The organism is Desulfallas thermosapovorans DSM 6562 (assembly GCF_008124625.1).
Taxonomy (GTDB): domain Bacteria; phylum Bacillota; class Desulfotomaculia; order Desulfotomaculales; family Desulfallaceae; genus Sporotomaculum; species Sporotomaculum thermosapovorans.
The window spans coordinates 1-19,273 of record NZ_VNHM01000007.1; the positions used below are offsets into that span (position 1 = coordinate 1).

Annotated in this window: 24 protein-coding genes and 1 pseudogene; 1 reads left to right on the forward strand and 24 read right to left on the reverse strand. The window is 46.5% G+C overall.

The genetic code is table 11. From position 1 onward, the window contains the following. From LX24_RS15345 to fliD, 22 genes are all read right to left on the reverse strand, one after another. Positions 1 to 201, reverse strand: a 201-nt coding sequence (locus LX24_RS15345) for a transposase (protein WP_479723362.1), incomplete at its 3' end; no start/stop codon positions are given. Positions 202 to 249: 48 nt separating this feature from the next. Further along, positions 250 to 591, reverse strand: a complete 342-nt coding sequence (locus LX24_RS07130; RefSeq protein ID WP_341473558.1) for a flagellar type III secretion system pore protein FliP — start codon at positions 589 to 591, stop codon at positions 250 to 252. A gap of 110 nt (positions 592 to 701) precedes the next feature. Further along, the gene (locus LX24_RS07135) at positions 702 to 1,067 is read right to left on the reverse strand and encodes a flagellar biosynthetic protein FliO (RefSeq protein ID WP_166511468.1); all 366 of its coding nucleotides are present in this window, start codon (positions 1,065 to 1,067) and stop codon (positions 702 to 704) included. Further along, positions 1,060 to 1,452: a FliM/FliN family flagellar motor switch protein gene (locus LX24_RS07140; protein WP_166511469.1), complete on the reverse strand. Its 393-nt coding sequence runs from the start codon at positions 1,450 to 1,452 to the stop codon at positions 1,060 to 1,062. Before LX24_RS07140 ends, LX24_RS07135 begins: the two co-directional genes overlap by 8 nt. Positions 1,453 to 1,528: 76 nt before the next feature. Further along, positions 1,529 to 2,047 (reverse strand): flagellar basal body-associated FliL family protein, encoded by a 519-nt coding sequence (locus LX24_RS07145; protein ID WP_166511470.1) that lies wholly within the window; start codon positions 2,045 to 2,047, stop codon positions 1,529 to 1,531. A 215-nt stretch (positions 2,048 to 2,262) separates the two neighbouring features. Continuing rightward, entirely contained in the window at positions 2,263 to 4,059 is a 1,797-nt protein-coding gene (locus tag LX24_RS07150) for a flagellar hook-basal body complex protein (RefSeq protein ID WP_166511471.1), read from the reverse strand. A 52-nt stretch (positions 4,060 to 4,111) separates the two neighbouring features. Beyond that, positions 4,112 to 4,873 carry a flagellar hook-basal body protein gene (locus LX24_RS07155; RefSeq protein ID WP_166511472.1) on the reverse strand — a complete coding sequence of 254 codons (762 nt, stop codon included), beginning with the start codon at positions 4,871 to 4,873 and terminating at the stop codon, positions 4,112 to 4,114. A 95-nt stretch (positions 4,874 to 4,968) separates the two neighbouring features. Continuing rightward, complete coding sequence (locus LX24_RS07160) at positions 4,969 to 5,367, reverse strand: TIGR02530 family flagellar biosynthesis protein (protein WP_166511473.1); 399 nt, start codon at positions 5,365 to 5,367, stop codon at positions 4,969 to 4,971. 39 nt (positions 5,368 to 5,406) lie between these two features. Further along, positions 5,407 to 6,120: a flagellar hook assembly protein FlgD gene (locus tag LX24_RS07165; RefSeq protein ID WP_166511474.1), complete on the reverse strand. Its 714-nt coding sequence runs from the start codon at positions 6,118 to 6,120 to the stop codon at positions 5,407 to 5,409. 43 nt (positions 6,121 to 6,163) lie between these two features. Further along, the gene (locus LX24_RS07170; protein ID WP_166511475.1) at positions 6,164 to 7,759 is read right to left on the reverse strand and encodes a flagellar hook-length control protein FliK; all 1,596 of its coding nucleotides are present in this window, start codon (positions 7,757 to 7,759) and stop codon (positions 6,164 to 6,166) included. A gap of 158 nt (positions 7,760 to 7,917) precedes the next feature. Next, a complete protein-coding gene (gene fliJ / locus LX24_RS07175; RefSeq protein ID WP_166511476.1) occupies positions 7,918 to 8,349 on the reverse strand; it encodes a flagellar export protein FliJ in 432 nt (143 codons plus the stop codon). A 7-nt stretch (positions 8,350 to 8,356) separates the two neighbouring features. Further along, entirely contained in the window at positions 8,357 to 9,673 is a 1,317-nt protein-coding gene (gene fliI, locus LX24_RS07180; RefSeq protein WP_166511621.1) for a flagellar protein export ATPase FliI, read from the reverse strand. 4 nt (positions 9,674 to 9,677) lie between these two features. After that, the gene (locus LX24_RS07185; RefSeq protein ID WP_166511477.1) at positions 9,678 to 10,475 is read right to left on the reverse strand and encodes a FliH/SctL family protein; all 798 of its coding nucleotides are present in this window, start codon (positions 10,473 to 10,475) and stop codon (positions 9,678 to 9,680) included. Further along, positions 10,459 to 11,472, reverse strand: coding sequence for a flagellar motor switch protein FliG (gene fliG, locus LX24_RS07190; RefSeq protein ID WP_166511478.1), 1,014 nt, complete (start codon positions 11,470 to 11,472; stop codon positions 10,459 to 10,461). Before fliG ends, LX24_RS07185 begins: the two co-directional genes overlap by 17 nt. Positions 11,473 to 11,478: 6 nt before the next feature. Continuing rightward, positions 11,479 to 13,011: a flagellar basal-body MS-ring/collar protein FliF gene (fliF, locus tag LX24_RS07195; RefSeq protein WP_166511479.1), complete on the reverse strand. Its 1,533-nt coding sequence runs from the start codon at positions 13,009 to 13,011 to the stop codon at positions 11,479 to 11,481. A 30-nt stretch (positions 13,012 to 13,041) separates the two neighbouring features. Continuing rightward, complete coding sequence (gene fliE, locus LX24_RS07200; protein ID WP_166511480.1) at positions 13,042 to 13,338, reverse strand: flagellar hook-basal body complex protein FliE; 297 nt, start codon at positions 13,336 to 13,338, stop codon at positions 13,042 to 13,044. Between the two features lie 40 nt (positions 13,339 to 13,378). Then, on the reverse strand, positions 13,379 to 13,825 hold the full coding sequence (flgC, locus tag LX24_RS07205; RefSeq protein WP_166511481.1) for a flagellar basal body rod protein FlgC: 447 nt from the start codon (positions 13,823 to 13,825) through the stop codon (positions 13,379 to 13,381). Between the two features lie 6 nt (positions 13,826 to 13,831). Then, complete coding sequence (flgB, locus tag LX24_RS07210; RefSeq protein WP_243131658.1) at positions 13,832 to 14,236, reverse strand: flagellar basal body rod protein FlgB; 405 nt, start codon at positions 14,234 to 14,236, stop codon at positions 13,832 to 13,834. A 399-nt stretch (positions 14,237 to 14,635) separates the two neighbouring features. Further along, the gene (locus LX24_RS07215; RefSeq protein WP_166511482.1) at positions 14,636 to 15,007 is read right to left on the reverse strand and encodes a flagellar protein FlaG; all 372 of its coding nucleotides are present in this window, start codon (positions 15,005 to 15,007) and stop codon (positions 14,636 to 14,638) included. Between the two features lie 25 nt (positions 15,008 to 15,032). After that, positions 15,033 to 15,479, reverse strand: a complete 447-nt coding sequence (fliT, locus tag LX24_RS07220; protein ID WP_166511483.1) for a flagellar protein FliT — start codon at positions 15,477 to 15,479, stop codon at positions 15,033 to 15,035. A gap of 6 nt (positions 15,480 to 15,485) precedes the next feature. Then, a complete protein-coding gene (fliS, locus tag LX24_RS07225; RefSeq protein ID WP_166511484.1) occupies positions 15,486 to 15,863 on the reverse strand; it encodes a flagellar export chaperone FliS in 378 nt (125 codons plus the stop codon). Between the two features lie 25 nt (positions 15,864 to 15,888). Continuing rightward, positions 15,889 to 17,469, reverse strand: coding sequence for a flagellar filament capping protein FliD (gene fliD / locus LX24_RS07230; RefSeq protein ID WP_166511485.1), 1,581 nt, complete (start codon positions 17,467 to 17,469; stop codon positions 15,889 to 15,891). Positions 17,470 to 17,702: 233 nt separating this feature from the next. Here fliD and LX24_RS14935 point away from each other — a divergent pair. Beyond that, a pseudogene (locus LX24_RS14935) lies at positions 17,703 to 18,580 on the forward strand (LysR family transcriptional regulator). Between the two features lie 137 nt (positions 18,581 to 18,717). Here LX24_RS14935 and LX24_RS07245 read toward each other — a convergent pair. Then, positions 18,718 to 18,939, reverse strand: coding sequence for a flagellin (locus LX24_RS07245; RefSeq protein ID WP_166511487.1), 222 nt, complete (start codon positions 18,937 to 18,939; stop codon positions 18,718 to 18,720). A 35-nt stretch (positions 18,940 to 18,974) separates the two neighbouring features. Beyond that, positions 18,975 to 19,235 (reverse strand): RpnC/YadD family protein, encoded by a 261-nt coding sequence (locus tag LX24_RS07250; RefSeq protein WP_243131659.1) that lies wholly within the window; start codon positions 19,233 to 19,235, stop codon positions 18,975 to 18,977. Positions 19,236 to 19,273: the final 38 nt, after the last annotated feature.

Here is a 19,273-nt window from a genome sequence, read left to right on the forward strand (position 1 = left end):
AATCTTAGTCATTAAAACAGGATGATACGGTGGTTGACCTTTTATCCCTTTCTCGTATACCTTGTGGATAACCGTTAGATCCAAGTGGTCAACAAGATCACTGATAAAATAAACAAGATGTTCCTTGGGTAACCAATCCTGTGGCGCGGGCGGAAATAAATATATTTGATTTGGGTTGTATGGCTTATATCCTTTGATCATAATATTGTATATTTCGACAACTTGTACCAATTGCCCTGCTAATAGTATCTAATTTTCCTTGATTATGTTAATACTCAGACAGGCTGCTATAGCCTGCTCCTGGGATATTTCACCGGCCAAATAAGGTTTAACTGCCTGGTCATTAATCTGGCTTGCCACCGGGGCCATGATAAAAACAGTCAGAAAAAGAGCCAGCCCGATGATTACCTGGTTGGGCGGGGTTTGCTGGGTGCCCACGGCACTGCGCAGCAAAGACAAAACCACAATAATGCGGGTAAAACTGGTGGTCATTAATAAAATTGCCGGCACCAGGGAAAGCAGAGTCAACATAAGCAATATTTTAATGCTGTTGACCACCTGAACCGGATCATCGGTGGGCTGTACGTTCAAATCTATCCCCGGAAGCGGCTGGGCATATGACGAGTTAACTTTATATGAAAAACTAAATAGTAAAGACCAAAACGCAATTAATAATATGTATTTACATCCTCTTGATTGTATCAATGCCTGTTCCCGCCTTGCTTGGTACCAAATAGGTTGATGTTATTAACCAGCTGATTAATAGCAGGCCACTGTGGCGAAGCAATATCAATTTCCGCAGGTAATTCATCCAGTTCCTTGACCAGAACCACGCACCCCTCCTGGTGGGCAAAAAGCAAATATTTACCCCCCACCTGCACCAGGGAGAGACCGCACTTTGGCCCCATGGACACCTGTTCCAAAACCCGCATCCTTTTCCCGTGGTTAAATCCCCAGGGAGATTTAGCCCGGCCAAAGCCAAACCGGATAGCCAGGTAAGCCAGACCACAGGTAAGCGGCAATAAAATAATGATTTCCACCAGGGCAAATAACATTTCCCTATCCACTGGCATTTACATCCCTTTCTTCGGAGGAGGGCAGTTTAATATCATTCACCCGGTCCACCCTCACCCCCAGGTTATTACCGATGATAATAACCTCACCCCGGGCAAAATTCTGCCCGTTCACTTTTAGATCGACAGTGTCACCGGCAGCCTTTTCCAGCTCAATTACGGTATCTTCCTTCATGTTTAAAATATCCCGTACCGTCATATTTGCCTGTCCCAATTCGGCACAAATTTCAACCGCAACATCACCGATAAAATCAATGGGCAACCGGGAGTGCAGTAGCCCGGGCTCGACCCGCAGCGGAGGAAAATTCACCTTTTTCACCGTTGTCTTACCACTATTGAAGCTGCCCAGGAACTCATCCAATTCACGCTGTGAAAGCACTTTGCCACACCCCTCAAAATTTTCATGTGTCAGTCAAACCCAAAGCTGCCCATATTTGTCACAATAACTTTTATGTTTACTGAACAATAAACTGAGTAAAGATAATCCTTTGCACAGCATCCTCTGTTCCAAGACGCTCATTAACGGCTTTAATCAGCTCCTGCTTTAATTTTTCGGTGGCTTCGGGAGGTTTGATATCACCGGCAGATTTTTTACGCAGGGTAAATTGTATGGCTTCAATAATATGGGGTTTTTTGCTCTCAACCAGTTCCGCCACCTTTTTGTCCGCATTGTATTCGATGACGATACTGGCTTTAAGGAAATGGCCGCCGGCGCCCCCCGACAGGTTAACCACCATATCGCCCAAATCCATGGCCGCCAGTGGGATATTCTGGCCGGCCTTTTCATTGGCCACAGCTTCTTTATTGTCCGGGTCAAGGAATTTAAAATAGCCGATGACCATGCCTGCCCCCACCAAAAACACCGCCAGCATCATAAAGAACATAGCCAGCAGGTTACCGCGCCCCGGGTTATCAACGGCAGGAGCCTTATTTTTATTTTTTTTATCTTCCTTTTTGCTTTTTCTCAGTGCCATTTTTCACTCATCCTAACTTTGTGGTCACTGTTGGCCAGTGCTATAATAATCATTATTATATTATAAACAGTATGTACTTAATAAGCAACATTATCCAATAAATTTATGCCCTGGATTGAACCGGCGCGCCCGGGGCGCACGGGTTCAATCCAAATATGTGAAAACTAACATAACCTCCTTGTCCAATGGATAAACGCAAAAGCAAATTGTTAACGCTAGCGCTTCAGGTTTAATAGCTCTTCCAACATGGTATCGGATACCGTGATGATGCGGGAATTGGCCTGGTAGCCCCGCTGGGTGGTGATCATATTGGAAAACTCATCGGTTAGTTCCACGTTGGACATTTCCAGATAGCCCGATTCGATGGTGCCGTAACCGTTACTGCCGGCAACGCCACCTACTCCTGGGCCGCTACTGGCGCTCTCTTTGAATAGATTATTTTGATACCTTTCCAGTCCGTCCTGGTTATTAAAGGTAAACAGGGAAATTTTTGCTGCGTCCGCACCACCGGCAAACATAATCGGCACGTTATTGTTATCCGTACCCGATATTATACCGTCGCTTTGAATGGTAAGGTCGGCAACGGGGATGTTAATTATACTGAGGGCAGCGCCGGGATTATAACCGCTTATAGTTACCGATGCATTGAGATCAGGATCACCGGAGGTTGTTTCGAACCCATTACATACAATCTCCAGTGCGGTGTCTGATTCGTATTTTTCATCGTAACCGTTGTACACAGTTGTTAAAGCCAACCTTGTAATATCATTATCATCGGTATACTTGTACGCCATTACCCCTGATTTTTCCTGGTAAACATTGATCTGATTGATTACTTGATCCAAAGTCAAAGCCTCGGAGGATGAAAGGTCTATTTCAACTGGAGCGGCAACTTTGGTTCCATCCGCCAGCACACCCTGGAGCTGTATGGATTTTTTGGGGGTTGAGATGGTCATACTTTGCCCTGCAAGGTCGGTTTCAATATCAGTGCCGTTGTAGCTGATATTTGCAATTTTCATATTTTGAAGACTTTGCACCCCACTAATTACATTATTAATTGCCGCTTTAAAACCATCCGTATCAGAAACCCCGCTAATATTTACTATTATTGTTTTTGTATTGGTGTTAACTTTGCTGTCTCCGCTAGTTGTAAACTCTATTGTATAGCCATCCAATTTTGTTCCGTCGCCGGCAGTTGTAATGGTAACTTCTTTACTAGGGTCACCTTCATTTGCCGTTCCCGATGCCCGGGAAGTGGATATGTTAAGCTCCAATGTTGCTAGTTCAGCGTTATCAAGCGTACCCGTTACGTTAAAGTTAACATCCACTCCGTTTAAACTTGGTTCAAGGTCAATTGCATCGTTAATTGCTTTCTTTATATCCTCTTGATCGCTAGCAGTTTGAATCCCAACAGTAATTATCTTATCAGTACTATTAACTGTGCTTAAGTCGGTGCTAGTATCAAACTCTATAGTATAACCGTTCAATTTTGTGCCATCACCTATAGACTCTATTGTAATATTTTTATTATTAACCGCATAAGTTCCACCCGTTGCCTTAGCAATAATTACAGCATCAGGGTCCGTTACGCTAACTTCCTTTTTCGCCTTATTCCAGGTTTCCCCCACCAGTGTATAGCCACTGGAGTTAACGATATCACCGCTGCGGGTCAGATAAAAGACACCTTCCCGGGTGTAATACTCAATATCACCATCGACAACTTTAAAAAAACCGCTGCCGGAAATACCAAGGTCTAGTGTCCGGCCGGTGGGTTGCAATGCCCCGGGGGTCATGTAAGTATTTATGCTGGCAAGGGTGGTACCGATCCCCCTCTGGGCCGGATTGGTCTTAAGGCTACCTTGTTTTACTGTTTGGTACATAACGTCCTGAAAGTTGGCCCGGCTGGCCTTATAGCCGTTTGTATTGACGTTGGATATATTGTTACCGATGACGTCCATGCGCGTCTGGTGGGTTTTCATACCCAATATACCGGAATATAATGAACTAATCATTTATATGGCCTCCCGTTATTTTAACAAACATATAATTCCTGGTGGCAATATTTTACCGCTTGAGTTCAATAATTGACTGCAATATTTCGTCAGCGGTGGTGAAAACCTTGGTGCTGGCCTGGTAGCCCCGCTGGGTTTCGATGAGATTGGCCATTTCCTGAGCCATATCAGTATTGGAGTTCTCCAAGTACCCGGATTTGATAACTCCGAAAGACTCTTCCCCGGGTGTGCCTTCTATATATTCCCCGGATATATCATTGGCCAGGTATAAATTGTTGCCGATTTTCGTCAAGCCATTTACATTGGGAAAGTTATACAAAACTATTTGGCCGAAATCTTCCCTGTTGCCCTCCGAGTCCAGGGCATATACCTCACCATTTTCATCAATTATAATATCTTCCACAGTATATTCCTCAGGGATACCCCCGACACCCTCCAACAATAAACCGGAGGCATTAACGATATTGCCCTCGTTGTTAATAAAGAATGAACCATCTCGGGTAAACATCAACCGGTCGGATTCTTCATCGCGCACGGCAAAGAACCCGTTACCGCTGATGGCCAGGTCCAGGGGCCTGCCGGTGAACATTGTGATCCCCTGGGAAAAGTTGTTCGACACGTCAGATACCGACAGGCCGGTGCCTATCTGGCAGGAATCGTTGGCTCCCATGGTCACATACATAGTATCCTTGAAATTGGCCCTTCCCGCCTTGAACCCGGTGGTGCTGGAATTGGCTATGTTATTGCCCACCACGTCCAGGCGCACCTGGTAGTTGCGCATACCTGATAGGCCCAAATACATAGAACGAATCACGTTCCAACCTCCTTGGTGAATTTAAAGGCTATAAATATTTACCTGGCCGCTTCGGTCGTTCGGCGGCCTGCAGCCCCCTCCACAAGGTCCGGCTGCTATTTTATAATGACGGCACTGTCGATATTGGTAAAAATATGCTCCCGCATATCATTTTCATCCATGGCGGATATTACCGTACGGTTTTTAACACTCACTATCAGTGCCGTGTCACCATGGATCACCAGTGAATTGCTGGCACCTTTGGCCTGTGCTTTATTTACAGCGTGATTGATTTTTTCCCAGTCTTGCCGGCCAAGAACAATATTTCTTTCCGCCAGCCTGCGTTGGGCATGGACAGAAACTTTAATTTTGCTGTCCCCGGCCAGTTCCCGGGACAATATTTCCTGGAAAGCCGTGCTTTCCTTGATAGACTGATTTTTTTGGCCAGCTGGTGTGTTGCCGGCGGGTTTATTTATGATTGGTTCCGGCAAAATGTGCAAGCCTTTTATTTCCATGGCATTTCACCTACTTCGATACCGGCTTATAAGCCCAAATTATTCTTGTGCAGGGGCATCCGCATCGCCAGGTGGTTCGCGGTTTTCCGTTTCTTTCTCTCCGGTATCCACCGGTTCAGGTTCCCGGGGCTCCGGGGCTGTTTCTTTGCTTACACCGTGAATTTCTTTTATTTCATCTATCCTGTATGCGGCACCATTTACCCAAACAGCAACCTCACCATTTTGCATGATAATTTTTTCCACTATGCCCTCTACCTTTGATGCACCGCTTTGGACCACAACACCGTGCCCCACCAGTGACAAATAATCAATAATGTTGTAACTGGCACCGCCGGTCACGCTTAAAATCTGTTCCAGGGTGTAATGTTTAGCGTCGGGATCCTCCTGCAAGTAAAACCTTGGTTTACCATCGCTCATGACAACCCCGCCAACTACACCGGCCACAACTTCATTATTGTCGTTGAGAAAAACCTGCTCGCCGATTAATTCAAAGTAACGGGCCATCTCATATTTGCCGGCCAGGTTGTCCATGCTGCGGCCGACATTGAACATCTGTTCCATGGTGGCCATTTGGGTCAACTGGGCCACAAAGGCGGAACTGTCCTGGGGCTCCAGCGGGTTCTGGTATTTCAACTGGGCCACCAGTATTTTTAGAAATGCCTCGGGGTCGGCAAGGGAATTTGTGCCGCCGGACGGTTTATTTTTTTCGGGTAAATAGTAATTGTTATTATTATTGTTTACAGCTTCGGGCATATCATCCACCTCCTCACCCAAAATTTAAAAACAGCCAAATTGATCAGGCAAAATAGTTAAGGCGGTTTATACTGCCTGCCTGTGTTGTTTCGGTGCCGGCAGCGGTGTTTGTTTCCCCGGTTTTGTCAGGCATGTTTACAATATGGCCAGGCCGCTTTTTAAATTGCTGTCCGTGGTTTTCCTGCTGTCCCCAACGGTTACCGTCATCTCCCGCGGATACCGTGGCACTTTGCAGGTTTAAATGATAACCGGCCAGGGCTTCGCGCAATTGATGTATGGAGTTTTCAATGGCCTGCCTGGCCTGTTCAGTGGCGGCATGAAAATGAGTGGTGATATTTCCATCCTGATAGGTTAATTTAATGTTTACCTCGCCCAAACTGGCCGGGTGTAATTGCAGCCGGATTTGGGTCTGCCCCTGCCCATGATGGAGCACATGCCCCCGCACAGCCTCAGCCAGTTGTGCAAATAATGGCGTATCAGTATTCCTCAAAAAAGATATGGCTTCATGACCCGCTGCTCTGGTGGTACTGGCATTGGCCAACGTCAAGTTTGCGCCCACCTGTGCCACGTCCGGTTGCTGGTGGCCAGTGCTACCATCCCGGGATACTTCCCCTGGCAAAGCACCGGGTAAATTTGTACCGTTAACATTTATCACCGGCCTGTTAAATGGCATGCCGGCGTATAAATTAACTTTAACCGCTTGTTTTTCGGCACCCGGCCGCCCGTATGCCGTATCACTTTCAGGTAATGCATTTGATACTGAAGTTTCGGTATTAATTTTTTTAGCTGCATCCAGCGCATTGATAGTATTTTTATCGTGTTGCAGTATATTGCTTTGGGTTTCCTGCCAGCCCTTTGGATTAGATGCATTGTCATCTCTTTGCATCATCATACTTTGCCCCTGGTTTTCCACACCTGTGCCACTACCGGGTATTGCCGTCTTACCACTGGTTTTAATGGCCATTAACAAGCGCAATAATTGCTCGGGTGATAAATCGTCATTGTTTATCATGGCAGCAAGATTGGCTATCTTTGGCAAGTTTACACCGGTGTCATTTGATGCCGTGTTTGTAGCGGCTTGATTAAATCCATTGCTGTCACTGGCCTGTAAACGCAACTGGTCCAGCAGTTCCGTAATTTCCGGGGCTGCATTACCGGAAACGGAACCGGCCGGGTGGCCAATAAACCGGTTAGCCGGTGAATAATCACCCAACGCCAATGCCTGCAGCAACTCCACCGTTTTTGATGTAATAGCCTGGTGGGCGGCCAACTGCTCCAAACCACTGCTATTGACAGACTGCAATTGCCAGTGGCCCAGCAAGTCCCGGGATCCGGGAGTAATGTTATAAGGAAATGCCTGGCCGGGCTGTTCTAATTGTGTATTGTGCAAAAGCTGTTCCAAATATCCTATTAGCAAGGTCTGGTGTGATTTTTCAATTACTGACTTATCGTCATTCTCCGTAGCCAACCCTGCATCTTTCCGGTTATTATTACCCGCCTGGTTTTTACCAACGTGGCCTGCATCTACTGCCAAAAGCTTTAGCATGTGCCCAAAACCATCACCGGCACCCGTACCAGTAGTTGACGACTGCGATGAAGGCTCGCCATTGCCACCGTAATTAGCCGGCACAACCGGCATTGAAATATTTTCAATAATTATTCCTGAACACCCCCTTTTCTGAATAAAAGTATACGTATACAATATTAAACCGCTATTACCACCACCTTTGTCCGATATTCATGTTCCCGGTTAATAAAGAAAGATTTGTATTTTAACTGTTTCTTACAGACTGGTGTTCATTTAACCCGGCGTATAAATTGTTGAATGGCTATTTCATCGTTTTCCTTTTGCACACAGGCGAGAAGCTGCCGGTTGTAGCAGTGCAACTGGTTCTCCTTGAGCCTGGCCACCACGGATTTATCCTGCATGGCTTTGATTAATTTTTTACGGGATTCTTCCAGCTTCTGGCTGGTATTGTGCAGCGCAATCTCCCGTTTTTGCACCTCGTCGGACATGTAGTTGCAATAGGCCTGCATGTTGATTAAATCAAACTGGTCCATGACCCGGCAGCCCTGGACGGCCCTGGCCAGTTTTTCCCTGGCTTCTTGCAGCACCGCATATTTTTGCTGGTATTCCCGCAGAACGCGGGCCTGTTCCTGTGCGGCCATTTCCTCACAGGATTCCCTGTGCTTTAATACCGGTTCCAGGCGGAACTGGAATTTTTTCATGTGTTGCTCACTTCCTCAAGAACATCAAATCCTGTATGGTTTTATTGAAATCTGATTTTTCGTTGACGTCCTGGCATAAAAACTGGTTAATTTTGGGGTAAAACTTTATAGCTTCATCTATTGCCTTATTGGATCCCCTGGCATAAGCCCCTACGTTAATTAAGTCCTCGGACTTTTTGTAGGTAGCCAAAAGATTTCGCAACCGGGCCGCCAGTTGCTTGTGCTCAGAACCGGCCAGGTCATTCATCAACCTGCTTACGCTTTGGAGCACATCAATGGCGGGATAGTGATTACGGGCCGCAAGTTCCCGGGAAAGCACAATATGGCCGTCCAAAATCCCTCTCACCGCATCAGCGACGGGTTCATTCATATCGTCCGCTTCCACCAGTACGGTATAAAAGGCAGTAATGGTACCCCGCCTGGCGGTACCGGAACGTTCCAGCAACTTGGGCAGCAGGCTGAATACCGAGGGGGTATACCCCCTGGTGGCTGGAGGCTCCCCGATGGCCAGGCCCACTTCCCGCTGGGCCATGGCAAAGCGGGTGACGGAATCCATGAACAGCAACACATCCTGGCCCCGGTCACGGAAATACTCGGCAATGGCGCTGGCCACAAAGGCACCCTTTAATCTCACCAGAGCAGGCTGGTCCGAGGTGGCGGCCACCACCACGGAACGGGCCAATCCTTCGTGGCCTAAATCATTCTCGATAAATTCCAGCACTTCGCGCCCGCGCTCACCTATTAGTGCTATTACATTCAAATCCGCGCTGCAAAACCTGGCCATCATACCCAGCAAAGTGCTCTTACCCACCCCGCTGCCGGCGAAAATGCCGATACGCTGCCCTTTGCCGCAGGTCAATAGCGCATCAATTGCACGAACACCAGTGGTAAAAATCTCATTGATACGCTTTCTTTCCAGCGGGTCCGGCGGAGCGTTGTTAACTGTAAAATTTTGCTGAACATTTATGCCGCCACCGTTCATAGGCCTGCCCAGGCCATCCAGCACCTTGCCCAAAAGCTCATCACCCACCTTTACGGTCAGTGACTCCCCCCTGGGTACCACCAGACAACCCGGGTATAATCCCCGTAATTCACCAAGCGGCATTAATATGGAGGAATCCTCCTGAAAACCCACCACTTCCGCCATTACAGGTTCACTTTCACCGGGCACGATAATATCACAAACCTCACCCACCCCGGCTGTAACGCCCTTAACCTCCACAGTCAGGCCAATAACCTTGGTAACTTTACCTGTGGACCGCACTAATTTCACTTGCTGAACCTTTTGCCGCCATCTCTGTATTTCCCTGATATATTCCTGCATTGTACTATTCAGATCCTTCACTTAATGCAGCCAGCAGGGCTTGCCATCTGGTGGATAGCTTGGCGTCCACCTTACCATAATCAGTTTCCACAACACAGCCGCCCGGCTCCACCTCGTCACTGGCCATGATGTGCAATTCAGCCCGGGGGGGTAAATGTCCCAATAAATGGTCACGTTGCTGTTCGCAAATTTCTTTATCCCGGGGATGAACCCATAAAACCACATAAGAGCGGTTAGCCACCAATTGCAAGCACTCGTGAACAATATCCAGCACTGCATCCGCACTGGCCCGCAGCTCCCGGTTCAAAATTTTTTCAGCAATTTCCAGCGCCAGGGAACGCACCTCATCCTTTAACCCGGCCAGCATCTCCCGGCGAGCTTCCTCAGCCAACGCCAGCACTGCTCTGGCCTGTTTTTTTATGGATGCCGCCTCCTGCATAGCGGCATCCATGCCCTCTTTGTAACCCTTGTCCCGGCCTTCCCGAGCCGCATCAGCTTTTATTTTTTCCGCCTCTGAGGTAGCCTGCCGGCAGGCACCAGCAATAATCTCGCCGGCCTCCTTTCGAGCATTTTCAATAATAGCTTCGGCTTCCTGCCTGGCCTCGGACAATAATTGCCGGATTGCTGCATCCGTTTCTTTTGCTTTTTTATCAGATTCAGCGATCTGCTCCTTATTTTTTTCAAGCGGAGGGCTTTGCTTTTTTTTGAGTAAAAAGGTATGCCTTATATCCAGAGAATGCCGGTGCATCAAATCACCCAGCACCATTTCTTCATTACGGATTATTTTATGTAATAATGGCATCCTCTCCACCTCGCGCTATGATAATTTCACCGCTTTCATCCAGTCTTCTGATAATCTGCACAATCCTTTGCTGTGATTCTTCCACATCCCGCAGGCGAACCGGTCCCATGTATTTAATTTCATCACGCAGCATATCGGAAGCACGCTTGGACATATTTTTAAATACCCGCTCCTGAACATCCTCGTTGCTGGCCCGCATAGCCCTGGCCAAATCCTTGGGATCCACTTCCCTCAACACTCGCTGAATGGAGGAATCAGGTAGTTTGACAATATCCTCAAACACAAACAACAGTTTGCGTATTTCCTCGGTTAATTCGGGGTCGGTAATCTCCAGTTCTTCCAGTATTGTTTTTTCGGTACCCCGGTCAACCCGGTTGATAATATCCACCAGCGCCTTTATGCCGCTCAAACTCTGCTCGCTTTGTTCCACCATTGATAATTTTCGCTCCAGGATGCTCTCAACTTCGCGCATCATTTCCGGCGAAACACGGTCGGTTATAGCAATACGGCGGGCGATATCGCTTTGCTGTTCGGGACTTAAGGCGGACAGAATCAAGGCCGCCTGTTCACTGTGCAGGTGGGTTAATATCAAAGCGATCACCTGGGGGTGTTCATCGCGAATAAACGAAAGTAAATGTTTGGGATCTGTTTTGCGCAGCGTGCTAAAGGGCCTGTTTTTAATGGTTCTTTGTACCTTTTCCAGTATTTCCAGTGCTTTGGAATCACCGAGGGCCTTTTGGAGCATTTCTTTGGCATATTCGGGCCCACCCACCATTAAAAACTCCCGTGCTTGCAGCATCTGAGCAAACTCTTCCAGCACTTCCTCCTGCACCTCTCTGGGCACGGTATTCATCATGGATATTTGCTGGGTAATTTTTTCAATATCCTCTTGATGAAAGTTCTTTTTCAATATAGCAGCGGACAAATCCGAGCCCAGGGAAATCAATAATATGGCAGTTTTCTGTAATCCGTTAAGCTTTGCCGCAGAACCAGACATAAGAGCTTACTCCTTCAACCAGACTTTGATAATTTCCGTAACATCACCGGGTCTTTCCTTGGCAATTTCCCTGATTCGGGTACGGTATCCCGGTTTAGGTTCTTCAATGATAAGCTGTTCCTGTTCTTCGGCTGTAGCGGCCGCCTGAAGTCGTGCCAGTTCCTCGGCTTCCTGCTCCGCCAGCGCTTCTTCACGCAGTCGCGCCCTTCTCCTTAGCAACAGGATCACAGCCAGTAAAATGGCTAATAAAGCCAGAGCGATACCCGCTGCAATGATTAAATCCCGCTGGTCTAAAGCCGGGGCCAAAGCTGCCGGCTCATCAAAACCGGGTAAAACATCTTCATGAAAACTTGCGCTGGTTACGGTTATTTGATCCCCCCGGGCGGCGTCATATCCAACCGCGGCGGCCAGGGTCTGCTGCAGTGAATTCAGGTTTTCCTCAGTATATTCACCATCCACTGTGACCGAAACCGACAGGCGGCGAATGGCTCCCGGTGCCTTGACCAAAGTTTGCTGAGTGGTATCCACCTGGTAATTGGTGGTGGTTTGCTCCCGGTTATAATTGGACTCGTTCCCCAGGTCCGCAACGGGCAATTGCTCGCCCGGCAATTCGTTATCACCCGGCACACCTGCCGCCGCACCACCGGCTCCCTCTTCATTGACCCTCTGCTCGCTGAGCACGGCTCCGGGCCCGTACTCCGTGCGAACTGTTTCCTGGTGATCGAAATCCAATTCAGCAGAAACCATGGCCACAGCTTTGCCCGGCCCCAGAATACGGTTAAGCATCTGCTGCAGCCGGGTCTCGGTTTCCTGCTCAAATTTTCTTCTTAACTCAAAATTTTTCAGAGCCACGGTAGCCGATAATTCTTCACCGTCTGACAATCCAGCGTTTAGCACATTACCCTGATCGTCGATGATATGTATGTTTTCCGGCACCAACCCTTGTACACTACCCATCACCAGGCTTTGGATGCCCTGCACCTGGTTTGGTTCCAGCCTGGTATAAGGCTTTAACTTAAGGGCTATGGAAGCCGATGGAATAACCTCCGAATCCAGAAAAACACTTTCCCTGGGCAGAACCAGGTGGACTCTGGCCTGTTCCACTTCAGACAACTGTACAATGGTACGGCGCAATTCTTCCTGTAAGGCCCTTTGATAACCCACATGCTGCTCAAATTCCGTGATACCGAATTTACTTTCATCAAATAGTTCAAATCCAGCCCCATTATTGTATAACGCACCTGCACTGGCCATCTGGATGCGCAGCTTGTACACCTGCTCCGCCGGGACTTCAATTGTTTTACCGTTATTAGTCAAACGATACGGTGTCTGGGTGCTGTCCAGCTCTTCCATTATCCTGGCGGCATCCTGTGGTTCAAGCTCAGAAAACAAAGGTGCGTAATTGGGGCGCAGCAGTAACGAACCAAGCACGGCAACGGTAACCAGGATAACTGCGCAACCCGCTGTAAACATTATTTTTTGCTGTCGTCCCAGTCCTTGCCACCATTGCCGTATTTTCAGTATTAAACCGCTATTCATCCGACCACGCCTTCGAATCCATGATAATTACTAAATCTGCATCCTTGCCAATTCCTGATAAGCTTCAATTACCTTGTTACGCACCTCGACCGCCAACTGCATGGTAAGCTTTGCTTCTTCCATGGCGATCATCACTGTATGGAGATCCTGAACCTCACCGGTTAAAAAATTTTTTATCGTTTGTTCGGAGTTAAGCTGTTTTTCATTTAAGTTTTGCATCGCTCTGTCGAATACTTCTCTAAAGGAATCTTTTTGTATTTCACCGGCCGACCGGTCAGTCAACGGATTCAAAACCGGTGCAGGTGAAACGACAGGTAGAACTTTCATTTGTTTCATCCTTTTTCTTTATCATAATAACAAGCAATAATTAGCGACCCATATCCAACGCGGCAACAGCCATACTTTTGGCGGCTTCCAATACAGTGACATTGGACTGGTAGGCCCTGGTGGCTGATATCAAGTTAACCATTTCATTAAGAATGTTAATATTGGGGTAAGCCACATAACCGGTTTGCGGGTCGGCATCCGGGTGACCAGGGTCGTAAATTAAAGTGGGTTCACTGTCCACGTGCACCAATTGGGAAACTTGCACACCCTTCCCCGGTGCCTGGACGGTACTTTTTTGCCTGGCTCCGGTTTGCTGGCGCAATATTTCGTTAAAAACCGGAACTTGCCTGCGGTAAGGCTGGTTGGCAGGGTCCCCGGGAGTGCCGCTGCTGTTAATATTGGCTACATTATTGGCTATCAGATCGGACCAGAACCGGTTTGCCGCCATACCCGATGCGCTGATACCGAAGCTTTCAAATAGCGCCACGGTTATCTACCTCCCTTTAATTACATAGCTCATGGTATTGGCCCGGTCACTGCGCACCCGCGTCGCCAGTCTGTATAACAGGGTATTGCTGACCAGGTTAACCATTTCTTCATCGATATCTACGTTATTACCGCTGGCCTTCATGGCAGTGCTTTTTTCCAGAACAACCTCAGGTACCAGGTTGTCAAGACCGCTCGGCCCCGCTGCAATATGTCGCACGTTGGTGGTACGCATAGCAAAACTTCCGCTGCCCAGCGCTTCCCTCAAATGTTGCTGAAAATTAACCCGGGATTTTTTAAAGCCGGGCGTGTTTACATTGGCAACATTGTTGGCAATAACTTTCTGGCGCAGCGTACAGGCATCCATTTGTTTTGCCAGTATGGTTGAAATCGTGTCACGAAAAAATTCCACTATGTAACCCCCAGGAAGCTTCTAAAATTATTCTTCATAGTATACTATTTCAACATTATTATATTTTTTCCTCCAAGTAAGATAAGGTTGCAACTAAATCTGCTAAAAAATTAATAAAAAAGCAAGAAAATTTTAATAATTTCTTCTTTCCTGTAGAGCATTACTTTACTTGTAATAAATAGTAAATATTAGCATATTCAACCTTAAAAATAACGCTGGGTAATTTACATCCCCTGCAGGTGCCGCGTTAGCGGCATGGACGTCTGAATAACAAATAAAAATTTACCGTTATCTTGGCGAATTATATCAGACTATGGAAAGTCATGCTATGATACAAAGGTCCCAAATTAAAAAGAAAAAAGGTATTGCCGGTACCAGCAATACCTTGCACCCTAAAGATTAAATCAACTCATCAACAATAATACCCAGCACCCTTTTAAAGTAGGCCACCATATCCAGCACCTTTTCCGGCGGTATTTCTCGAATCACCGTATCATCCTCCACATTAATCACTTTGACCATTATTTCGCCGCTTTTTTCATGAAGTTCAAAACGCAATCCGGTGGTATAAGAATCCATGGTATCATTCAACTGGCTTATGGCTTCTTCCAAATCACCTTGCCCAAAACGCGTCCCGCCATGCACCTTCTTTTCCCACGACAGGCCCTCAGAGGCAAGCCTTAAACCATCCTGTTGCCTTTCACTGGCCGGCGGTGTTTTATATGTATTAATATTGTTTATAACACCGGCGTCAGCACCGGTTATCCTCATATATCTCACCTCCCACCGGTTATGGCTATTTTTTTTTGTCGATAAAATAACCATACCTGGATGCTGTTTTTTTTCGATATATATTTTCCGCTTGCCTGGCCACCCTCACGGCACTTGCATTCTTTGTCAAATCCCGGTACCTTTGCTGGATAATGGTGTGTATTTGCCGGTCCATTTCCCGGGCCTTTGTTAAACATGCATTAATTTCACCGGTTATTTGCTGCCTTGCACCGGGTTGCACGCCCTCCGGCCTGATATCCCCGGGGGAAAATGGAATCCCACACTTTGCCAATCGGACATCCAAATCATTCACCCGGTCAATAACATCCTGCCTGCACTCAAGCAAATCGTTAAATCTTTGCATGTCTTCGTCGCCCAGGGCATTTAGCATCGATTCCGTAAGGGCACAAAATTGCCCTAACAGTTCAAGCTTTTGATCAAGCATACCCGCTATTAAATCATCACTGTTCAATTTTAATTACCTGCCTCTGGCCCTGTCCATGGCTTCTTTCCAGGTATCCCGCAATTCCTCGGCCAGCCCCACCACATCCGCCAGCATGGCGGTATCTTTTTTAATATTGGCCTGCATTAGATGCCGAATAATAAAATCGTACAGGCGATCCAGGTTGGCGGATATTTCAATATCTTTGTTCAGGGTGGCCTGGAGGTGAATATAAATCTCCTGGGCTTTGATCAGGGTCTCATGGGCTTTTTGCATATTGTTTTCTTGGATATGCATGATGCCCTGGCGAATATAGCGCACCCCGGCGCTGTACAGCATATGGGTCAATTCTTCGGGTGTAGCGCTGGTCACCGAATTTTGCTGGTACTTTTGATACGGGTTACTTAACGCCATTTTTTACACCTCCAAACAACGATGTTTAATAACCACCCATGCCAAACTGCTGCATTAGCCACATGCTCTGGGAATTCAACTGTTGAATAGCCCGTTCCATGGCTGTAAACTGGCGCCAGTAGCGGTCCTCCAACTGCTGCAGGCGCTTTTCGGTGGTTTCAATTCTATCGTCGATATCACTGATTTCCCCCCCAATGACACTTTCATCCACCAGTTTGAAATCACTTGCATTACCCGCCTTTTCCATCAAACGGTTGATGCCGTAATTAACGTTATCATAGAGCCGCCTGGCAATGCCCAATTCATTATCAGAGACGTCCCCTTCACCGGCGCCCTTGGTGAATAAATCGATAATTCCCTGGGGATCCTTTTCAATGGCTTTGCGCAATTGATCCTCGTTAATTTCAAGTTTGGCCGACATGTAATCCGCTGTGGTGTTAATACCAATCTTGGCCAGGTTATCGGTTTTTACTAGCTTGCCGCCCTCCATATATCCCCCGGAAACCCCGGACACCACGGAGGAGATGGTGGTGCGCAATCTGTTGTATATGTCGGATAATATGCTATCATAACGCAGCAGGCCGCTGCGGGCCTTTTCAGTCCATTTTTCAATTTGGTCATCGGTGAGCTGTTCCCGCTTTTCATCGGTCAGGGGCGGGTAATCGGGATAGCGCTTTTCATAAAGCTTGTTGGATATTGTTTCCATTAGGGCATTGTATTGGTTTACAAAGTCCACGATGGTGTTAAAAACGGCTTCAGTATCGCTGGCCACCGTGATGGTACTGGTGGCACCATCACCTGCTTTAAGTTCCAGGGTTATGCCGTTGACCGTCACGGTGTTGGAGGAACTCTCAATACCTATTACATCGCCGAAATCAAACTTGGCGTCTGTGCCCTTTGCTTCTGCATCTGTCAGAAGGTCCAATTTTAATAAACTGTCTCCATTATCATTAGAGGACAAAAAATTATACTCATCATTTTTCACCAGTATTTTTTGTTCAGCGCCAACGGATTCGGTGCTTAAAAAAAAGCGGTTTAAATCGGCATCATAACTGGCTTTAATGCCCAGGTCGGCATTGTTTATCCAGGCCACAACCTCAAAAATTGTGTTGGTTTCCGTGTTAAAGGTAAAGGTTTCGGATTTCTCTTTTCCCCCTTTAAACCCCGTCAAAGTAAATGAAATCTTTTCCGGCGCGTCATCGTCCCAGAACTGCTGGGCCAGTGTCTTGATGTTTCCCTCTTCATCCCTTATACCGGCCAGTTCACCTTGACTTCCCTTGAATACACCTGTGGCCAAATTGTGCACTTTTACGGTATAACTGCCAGGGTGGGCACTGTTATTGGCTTTGGCCGTAACCGCGCCTTCATTGGAGGAAGCGGCACTTTTGGTCATAAATGTACCCTGCAGCCTCATATTAAAGGCTGTATCCCTGAAAGTGCGTAGCGAAGTGTTAATTTCCCGGTAAAACTCTTGCTTCCACTCTAATATCTGCCTCTCCTGCTGTAATTTTTGCAGGGGTATTTTATGGGCACGCATCAGGTCTTTCATAATAGAATCGGTATCAATACCTGAGGCCAGGCCGCCGATGCGCAGGCTGGTAATCACTGGATATCACTGCCTTTCATGCATCTTACCTTTGAATTATTTATCGGCTGTTTTACAGCAAACTTTACAGTGCCTGGATCTCTAAAATTTCAATACAGTCAATTGTTCCCACGCGCCCTGCAGGTATAATAAGGTAAATCACAGCCTTATAGGGTACATAATGAGCATTACTCTTATGAAGAATTAAATAAGGATAGTGGAAATTATAATTTCATATTTTACCGGTAAAGAAAATATACTGGAAAAGTTTTTACAAAAACGGGAGCTTTACCAAAGCAGCCCAGACTATCTATAAGACCCAATCCGCCCTGACTCATCAAATAAAAGCTTTGGAAAAAGAATTAGATTGCCTTCTTTTCGAAAGAATCGGAAAGCGTAAAATAAGACTTACCGAAGCAGGTGTGAAATTTTTTGCCTTTTCAGAGGAAATAATCAAAAAGTATAATCTATTGCTTGATGATTTAAATGAGTTAAAAGGATTAAAAAAAGGACAGTTAAAAGTAGCTGCCCCATTTACCACTTTGTATCACGTTTTGCCTGTTCCTTTAGAAAAATATTTAAGACTATTTCCACTGGTTGAATTAACAATATTAGACCGGTCTCAGCAAAATGTAATCGAACTTGTTAAAAAAGGGGAAGTTGATTTTGGCTTTCTCCTGAATTCAATGGTTCCCCCAGAGCTAGATTTTCAACCTTGGAAACAAGTCGAAGTTGTTCTGCTAGTGCCCAAGAATCATCCCTTAACTGCAAAAAAAATGTGAAAATCGAGGATATCGTAGAATACCCGCTAATATTGCCGCCGCGGGATAGCGGTTTAAACTATCGCAAAGAATTGGATAAACTGTTTGTTCGGAAGGGGTTGGTATACAGGGTTATTATGGAGTCGTCCAACGTAGAATTGAGTTCCCTCTATAGTGAAATGGGGCTGGGAATTTCATTTGCCTCAATTGTTCAGGAGCTGCCAGTAATGAAAAAGAGAAAGCTTGCTTTTATCCCGTTAAAGCAATATTTTAAGCCAAATTACCTTGGCATAGTGACGAGAAAAAATACAATCTTGCCATTCTATAAAAAAGCATTTATCAATATGCTTATCCCAGATATTGCAAAATAGTACTCAAAGACAATTCAGCCATGTTCTACAAACGAAGTATATTGATGTATCTTCAAACCGTCCCTCGGCTTTTGCGGCTTGTGCTTTAGCCCGGCAATCTTCCTCAGGGTTGTACCGGCAAATAAGCTAATTAAAAATCAGTAATAATTGTCATGCTGCATCAAAAGCCACAGGACACTTTTCGCCTGCCGATTGGCATGAACCAACATGGCCATGGTGACCTGTTGGAGAATGCTGTACCTTGCCAGTGCCATTATTTCTCTGGCCATGTCCGCATCCCTGATCCTGGACTCTGCGGCTATCAGGTTTTCGGGTTCCGCCCGCCATTTCTTGAAATTGGGTAACACGCTAAACTGCATTAATTCAATATCCTTGGCACTATGGCCATTTATTATTAGTTTTTCAGTTCCTTCTTTAGTTCCAGTACAGTATCCAGCGTTAGCCCGGTTATTTTGCTTACAATTTCAACATTTAGTCCTTCCATTAGTGCTGCCCTGGCTGTTTCAACTTTGCCTTCAAATTTACCTTCAGCTATTCCTTTTGCTATTCCTTCGGCTATTCCTTCAGCTCTTCCCTCAGCCTTTCCTTCTATCTTTCCTTGCAACAATGCCTGTTTCCTCATTTCATCCAGCGTACGTTCAATGTTGGTGATCATTTTTTCCACCTCCAGCAGTTCGGTTTCATCCAGCACGC

Excerpts from the sequence above, each read along its gene's own strand:
- LX24_RS07145 (WP_166511470.1), bottom strand. The coding sequence starts at position 2,047 with ATGGCACTGAGAAAAAGCAAAAAGGAAGATAAAAAAAATAAAAATAAG.
- LX24_RS07150 (WP_166511471.1), bottom strand. The coding sequence starts at position 4,059 with ATGATTAGTTCATTATATTCCGGTATATTGGGTATGAAAACCCACCAG.
- LX24_RS07160 (WP_166511473.1), bottom strand. The coding sequence starts at position 5,367 with ATGGAAATAAAAGGCTTGCACATTTTGCCGGAACCAATCATAAATAAA.
- LX24_RS07165 (WP_166511474.1), bottom strand. The coding sequence starts at position 6,120 with ATGCCCGAAGCTGTAAACAATAATAATAACAATTACTATTTACCCGAA.
- LX24_RS07170 (WP_166511475.1), bottom strand. The coding sequence starts at position 7,759 with ATGCCGGTTGTGCCGGCTAATTACGGTGGCAATGGCGAGCCTTCATCG.
- fliJ (WP_166511476.1), bottom strand. The coding sequence starts at position 8,349 with ATGAAAAAATTCCAGTTCCGCCTGGAACCGGTATTAAAGCACAGGGAA.
- fliI (WP_166511621.1), bottom strand. The coding sequence starts at position 9,673 with ATGCAGGAATATATCAGGGAAATACAGAGATGGCGGCAAAAGGTTCAG.
- LX24_RS07185 (WP_166511477.1), bottom strand. The coding sequence starts at position 10,475 with ATGCCATTATTACATAAAATAATCCGTAATGAAGAAATGGTGCTGGGT.
- fliG (WP_166511478.1), bottom strand. The coding sequence starts at position 11,472 with ATGTCTGGTTCTGCGGCAAAGCTTAACGGATTACAGAAAACTGCCATA.
- fliF (WP_166511479.1), bottom strand. The coding sequence starts at position 13,011 with ATGAATAGCGGTTTAATACTGAAAATACGGCAATGGTGGCAAGGACTG.
- fliE (WP_166511480.1), bottom strand. The coding sequence starts at position 13,338 with ATGAAAGTTCTACCTGTCGTTTCACCTGCACCGGTTTTGAATCCGTTG.
- LX24_RS07215 (WP_166511482.1), bottom strand. The coding sequence starts at position 15,007 with ATGAGGATAACCGGTGCTGACGCCGGTGTTATAAACAATATTAATACA.
- fliS (WP_166511484.1), bottom strand. The coding sequence starts at position 15,863 with ATGGCGTTAAGTAACCCGTATCAAAAGTACCAGCAAAATTCGGTGACC.
- LX24_RS07245 (WP_166511487.1), bottom strand. The coding sequence starts at position 18,939 with ATGCAGTTTAGCGTGTTACCCAATTTCAAGAAATGGCGGGCGGAACCC.
- LX24_RS07250 (WP_243131659.1), bottom strand. The coding sequence starts at position 19,235 with ATGATCACCAACATTGAACGTACGCTGGATGAAATGAGGAAACAGGCA.